Here is a 4,329-nt window from a genome sequence, read left to right as displayed (position 1 = left end):
AGTAAGGAGCGACCATGGCGCGGACGACGGGTTCCGACGGGGAAAAGACCGAAGCGGCCGTCCGCGAGGCGGCGGTGAGCCTAATCGCGCGCCTCGGCTACGAGGCGATGTCGATGCGTCTGCTGGCGGCGGAAGTCGGCGTGCAGGCCGCCGCGCTCTATCGCTATTTCCCAACCAAGGAAGACCTGCTGTTCACGCTGATGCGCGAGCATATGGAAGGGCTGCTGCAGGCCTGGGAAGCGGCGCGTCCGGCCGGCGCCGATCCGGTTGCGCGGCTCGCCGCCTATGTCGAAAACCATATCGCCTTTCATATCGAGCGCCGCCACGCCACGCATGTCTCGAACATGGAGCTGCGCAGCCTTTCGCACGACCGGCTGACGCTGATCCTCAAGCAGCGCTCGGCCTATGAGAAGGAACTTCGCGCCATCCTGCGCGACGGCGCGGAGGACGGCGTCTTTGCGATCGACGACATCGGGCTCACCGCCATGGCGCTGATCCAGATGATGACCGGCGTCATCGTCTGGTTCCGGCCGGGCGAGCGGCTGTCGATCGGCGAAGTCACCACGTCATATCTTTCGATGACAATGCGCCTGGTCGGCGCGACAATCCGCCAAGGGCGCGCCAGGGACGTCGTGGCGCTCTGAGTTTCGCGCATGATCCCCCGCGAAGATCGGGGCATACGCAGGGAGGAACGGCATGTACACGAACACGCTGAGCTTCGGGCTCGATCCGGACATCGAGGCGCTGCGCGACCTTGTGCGGCGTTTCGCGCAGGAGAAGATCGCGCCGATCGCGGCCGAGATCGACCGCGCCAACGAATTCCCGGCGCATCTGTGGGCGGAGCTCGGCGCGCTCGGCCTGCTTGGCATCACCGCTGATCCGGAATTCGGGGGCAGCGGTATGGGCTATCTCGCCCATGTCGTGGCGGTAGAGGAGATCTCGCGCGCCTCGGCCTCGGTCGGCTTGTCCTACGGGGCGCACTCCAATCTCTGCGTCAACCAGATCAACCGCTGGGCAACGTCGTCGCAGAAGGAGAAATACCTCCCTGCCCTCTGCTCTGGCGAGAAGGTCGGCGCGCTGGCGATGTCGGAATCGGGCGCCGGCTCCGATGTGGTGTCGCTGCGACTGCGCGCCGAGAAACGCAACGACCGCTATGTGCTCAACGGTTCCAAGATGTGGATCACCAACGGTCCCGACGCCGGGACGCTGGTGGTCTATGCCAAGACCGACCCGGATCGCCATTCGCGCGGCATCACCGCCTTCATCATCGAGAAGGATTTCGCCGGCTTCTCGGTGGCGCAGAAGCTAGACAAGCTCGGCATGCGCGGCTCCAACACCGGGGAACTGGTGTTCGAGAATGTCGAGGTGCCGTTCGAGAACGTGCTGCACGAGGAAGGGCGTGGTGTCGAGGTCTTGATGTCGGGTCTCGACTATGAGCGCGCGGTGCTGGCCGGCGGTCCGATCGGGCTGATGGCGGCGTGCCTCGACGTGGCGATCCCCTATGTGCATGAGCGCAAGCAGTTCGGCCAGCCGATCGGCACGTTCCAGCTGGTGCAGGGCAAGCTCGCCGACATGTACGCGACGATGAATGCCGCGCGCGCCTATGTCTACGCGGTCGCCGCCGCCTGCGATCGTGGCGAGACCACGCGCAAGGACGCCGCCGGCTGCGTGCTGTTCGCGGCCGAGAAGGCAACGCAGATGGCGCTCGACGCTATCCAGCTGCTCGGCGGCAATGGCTACATCAACGACTATCCGACCGGCCGGCTTCTACGAGACGCCAAGCTCTACGAGATCGGCGCTGGCACCAGCGAGATCCGCCGCTGGCTGATCGGGCGCGAGATCATGGCGGAGGGAGTTTGATGTCCCCCTCCGCCAACTCAGCCGAACGCCTTGGGCAGGTCGTCGGTTGGCTTGGCGACGATCTGGTGCGCGTCGCGCCACAGAACCTCGCACTGGCGCGCCGACGTTATCGACCGCACCGGCAAGCCGCCCTCCTCGATCAGCCAGGCACAATAGCGCGCGCGGCTGATCGCCTCCCTGGCATCCGGGTGAAACCAGCAGACGCCCCAGATCGAGTTCCGGCGCTTGAAATGCCGGCCAACCCGGCCAGGAATGGGCAGATGCCGATTGAACCAGTCGAACTGATCCTCCAGTTCGTCATGGATCCAGTCCGGGCAGCCGTTCCGGTACAGATACCAGGACGCATGGAAAAAGCCGGTCTCCACCCGGCTCTTCGGATGGATCAGCGGCGTTACAAACCGCAAATACATTGTGACACCCACAGCGCTTGCAGGCGCCGTGTTCCTCTTGCTCAAAATCGGGACGTGGAAAGCCGCCCTTCGGCGGCGTCAGGCCATGGCCGAAGGGAGACATCTGGTGAAACGCATATCGATGCCTTTCATCGTCGCCTCCTGAGGGTGTCACTAGTAAAAAGGATGCCATGCCTGGCGCGCGGCATCCGGGCGCGGGCTGTTACACTGGTTCCGTCGCGGCATCAAGAGGGGTGAGAGGAACAACGTGGCCACATTGCAATCCCAAATCTCCCCAGCCTCCGACACGTTCCGCGCCAACGCCGAGCGCATGCGCGCCCTCGTCGCCGACATTTCCGAGAAGGCTGCAAGCATCGAACGCGGCGGCTCTGACGAAGCGCGCGAGCGCCATGTCGGGCGCGGCAAGCTCCTGCCTCGCGAGCGCCTTGCGCAGTTGCTAGACATCGGCTCGCCCTTCCTCGAGATCGGCCAGTTCGCGGCATGGTCGATGTATGGCGAGGACATTCCCGCCGCTGGCATCATCATCGGCATCGGCCGCGTCGAGGGCACGGAGGTGATGGTCGTCGTCAACGACGCCACTGTGAAGGGCGGCACCTACTATCCGCTGACGGTGAAGAAGCACCTGCGCGCGCAGGAGATCGCGCTGCAGAACAACCTGCCTTGCGTTTATCTGGTCGATAGCGGCGGCGCCAATCTGCCCAACCAGGACGAGGTGTTTCCCGACCGCGAGCATTTTGGCCGCATCTTCTACAACCAGGCCAACATGTCAGCGGCCGGCATCCCGCAGATCGCCTGCGTCATGGGTTCCTGCACGGCTGGCGGCGCCTATGTGCCGGCAATGTCGGACGAAACCATCATGGTCCGCAACCAGGCGACCATCTTCCTCGGCGGCCCGCCGCTGGTGAAAGCCGCGACCGGCGAGGATGTCAGCGCCGAGGAACTCGGCGGCGCCGACGTGCACACCAGGCTTTCGGGTGTCGCCGACCACTATGCGATGGATGACGAACATGCGCTGGCCATATGCCGGCGCATCATCAGGAATCTCAATCGGAACAAGGCGGTAAGTCTGAACTTACAGAAACCGAATCCGCCGCTTCATGACCCGCATGAACTCTACGGCATCGTGCCGACGGACCTGCGCCAGCCCTATGACGTGCGCGAGGTGATCGCGCGCATCGTCGACGGCTCGGAGTTCGACGAGTTCAAGCAGAATTACGGCACCACCTTGGTGACCGGCTTTGCCCATCTGCACGGCATGCCGGTCGGCATCCTCGGCAACAACGGCGTGCTGTTCTCGGCAAGCGCGCTGAAGGGCGCGCATTTCATCGAGCTCTGCTGCCAGCGCGGCATTCCGCTGGTCTTCCTGCAGAACATCACCGGCTTCATGGTGGGCAAGAAGTACGAAGCCGGCGGCATCGCCAAGGATGGCGCCAAGCTGGTGATGGCGGTCGCCACCGCCAAGGTGCCGAAGGTGACGATGATCATCGGCGGTTCGTTCGGCGCCGGCAATTACGGCATGTGCGGGCGGGCCTATTCGCCCCGCTTCCTGTGGATGTGGCCGAATGCGCGCATTTCGGTGATGGGCGGCGAGCAGGCGGCAACGGTGCTGGCGATGGTCAAGCGTGAGGGTATCGAACGCAAGGGCGGTGAATGGAGCGCCGAGGAGGAAGCCAAATTCAGGAAGCCGATCCTGATGAAATACGAGCATGAGGGCCACCCGCTCTATTCCTCGGCGAGGCTGTGGGACGACGGCATCATCGATCCGGCGAAGGCGCGCGAGGTGCTGGCGCTCAGCCTTTCCGCCGCGCTCAATGCCGGGATCGAGGAGACGCGCTTCGGCGTGTTCAGGATGTGAGATGAACGAAACCGGACAAAGGATCCGCATTCATACCGGCGACATCACGAAGCTGGCGGTTGATGCCATCGTCAACGCCGCCAACTCGTCGTTGCTCGGCGGCGGCGGCGTCGACGGCGCCATCCATCGCGCGGCCGGGCCCGAACTCCTGGCGGAATGCCGGACCCTCAACGGCTGCAAGACCGGCCCGACCGTGTGGATGAC

General features: G+C 64.4%; 5 protein-coding genes. 4 read left to right on the top strand and 1 reads right to left on the bottom strand.

Features of this window, described 5'->3' with window-relative positions; genetic code table 11:
• Nucleotides 1–14 precede the first annotated feature (14 nt).
• Both EOA33_RS25755 and EOA33_RS25750 read left to right on the top strand, forming a co-directional pair.
• Nucleotides 15–644, top strand: coding sequence for a TetR/AcrR family transcriptional regulator (locus EOA33_RS25755; protein WP_127406919.1), 630 nt, complete (start codon nucleotides 15–17; stop codon nucleotides 642–644).
• Nucleotides 645–696: 52 nt separating this feature from the next.
• Nucleotides 697–1,860, top strand: coding sequence for an isovaleryl-CoA dehydrogenase (locus EOA33_RS25750; protein WP_126055737.1), 1,164 nt, complete (start codon nucleotides 697–699; stop codon nucleotides 1,858–1,860).
• A 17-nt stretch (nucleotides 1,861–1,877) separates the two neighbouring features.
• Here the strand turns inward: EOA33_RS25750 and EOA33_RS25745 are convergent, their stop codons facing one another.
• Nucleotides 1,878–2,270 (bottom strand): hypothetical protein, encoded by a 393-nt coding sequence (locus EOA33_RS25745; protein ID WP_127399913.1) that lies wholly within the window; start codon nucleotides 2,268–2,270, stop codon nucleotides 1,878–1,880.
• A 247-nt stretch (nucleotides 2,271–2,517) separates the two neighbouring features.
• Between EOA33_RS25745 and EOA33_RS25740 the strand changes: the two genes are divergently transcribed.
• The gene (locus EOA33_RS25740; RefSeq protein ID WP_127406918.1) at nucleotides 2,518–4,125 is read left to right on the top strand and encodes a carboxyl transferase domain-containing protein; all 1,608 of its coding nucleotides are present in this window, start codon (nucleotides 2,518–2,520) and stop codon (nucleotides 4,123–4,125) included.
• Nucleotide 4,126: 1 nt separating this feature from the next.
• A partial coding sequence (locus EOA33_RS25735; protein WP_190234372.1) for a macro domain-containing protein occupies nucleotides 4,127–4,329 on the top strand: 203 nt, incomplete at its 3' end.

Source organism: Mesorhizobium sp. M4A.F.Ca.ET.050.02.1.1, from assembly GCF_003997725.1.
In the GTDB taxonomy this organism is placed as follows: Bacteria; Pseudomonadota; Alphaproteobacteria; order Rhizobiales; family Rhizobiaceae; genus Mesorhizobium.
This window is presented reverse-complemented; position numbering and strand designations above follow the sequence as displayed.

What these genes read in the sequence shown, in the direction of transcription:
- EOA33_RS25755 (WP_127406919.1), top strand. Translation starts at nt 15, where the DNA reads ATGGCGCGGACGACGGGTTCCGACGGGGAAAAGACCGAAGCGGCCGTC.
- EOA33_RS25745 (WP_127399913.1), bottom strand. Translation starts at nt 2,270, where the DNA reads ATGTATTTGCGGTTTGTAACGCCGCTGATCCATCCGAAGAGCCGGGTG.
- EOA33_RS25750 (WP_126055737.1), top strand. Translation starts at nt 697, where the DNA reads ATGTACACGAACACGCTGAGCTTCGGGCTCGATCCGGACATCGAGGCG.